The sequence below is a fragment of the Microbispora sp. NPDC046973 genome (genome assembly GCF_040644495.1).
Classification (GTDB): domain Bacteria; phylum Actinomycetota; class Actinomycetes; order Streptosporangiales; family Streptosporangiaceae; genus Microbispora.
Genome location: NZ_JBEYWQ010000092.1, coordinates 1 through 1,073, shown reverse-complemented (window position 1 = coordinate 1,073; position 1,073 = coordinate 1). Strand labels below are relative to the sequence as shown.

The following is a 1,073-nucleotide window of genomic DNA, read 5'->3' as shown; positions in this document are numbered from 1 at the left end:
GCGCAACACCACCACCGGCGCCACCCCCTCCCTGGCCCCCTACACCAGCCTCGGCGACCAGTGGAGCACCTTCTCCCACATCCCCACCGCGCAGTGATCAACGCGACCGCTCGCTGACCACGCCGCCCGCCGACCGCACCGGATCGGTGCGGCCGGCCAGGGGTCCTCGATCTCTTACCACCTCGGAGCAGAAGATGACCGTCATACACGCACGCGCCAGATGGGCCGGCCGGCTCGCGGCCGGAGCCGTCGTCGCCGCAGGGCTCGCCGGACTGCTCGCGCAGCCGGCCGCCGCGAACGCCAGCCCTCCGGCGGGCACGTACCCGGTGAAGGGCGTGGACGTCACCGAGTACCAGCACCCGAACGGGGCGTCGGTGAACTGGGCCCAGATCCGCCAGTCGGGCGTCACGTTCGCGACCTTGAAGGTGACCCGAGGGACCAACAAGACCAACTCCTACTTCAGCGGCGACCTGGCCGCCTCCCTGGCGCAGGGCATCGCCACCGCGCCGTACCACTATCTGACCGGCACCAGCTCCAACGCCGCCGCCCAGGCGGACTTCTTCATCGACACCGCTCGCGCGGCCGGCTACACCGGGCACCGGCCCGGCGAGCTGCCGCCGATCCTGGACCTGGAGTGGACCGACGACGGCACCAGCTCCTGCCCTCCCTACACCAGCGTCTCGTTCGTCCAGACCTGGCTGGACAAGGTGCAGGCGGCGTTCGGCGTCAAGCCGTGGATCTACACCGCCAGGAGCTTCATGACCGGCTGCATGGGCAGCACCACCGCCTTCGCCTCCTACGGCCTGCAGGTGGCCGACTACGTCAGCGGTCACACCAGCCCCGCGGTGCCGCCCGGCTGGAGCAGCTGGCTGATGTGGCAGTACGCCGACACAGGCTCCGTCCCGGGAGTCCCGACCAGCAACGTGACCCTGAACGTCTTCAACGGCACGCAGGCACAGCTGGACGCGCTCGCCAGTCACGTCCGGCCGGTGGTCGATCCGCAGGCGGGGCGGTTGGTGGATTTCGACGGTGACGGCAGGACCGACGTCCTGGGGCTCGGCGTCGGCGGCAAC

The 1,073-nt window shown here is 70.6% G+C and carries 1 protein-coding gene; it reads left to right on the top strand.

Features of this window, described 5'->3' with window-relative positions:
* Positions 1–194 precede the first annotated feature (194 nt).
* On the top strand, positions 195–1,073 hold an 879-nt coding region (locus ABZ860_RS42845), incomplete at its 3' end, for a GH25 family lysozyme (protein WP_357232631.1).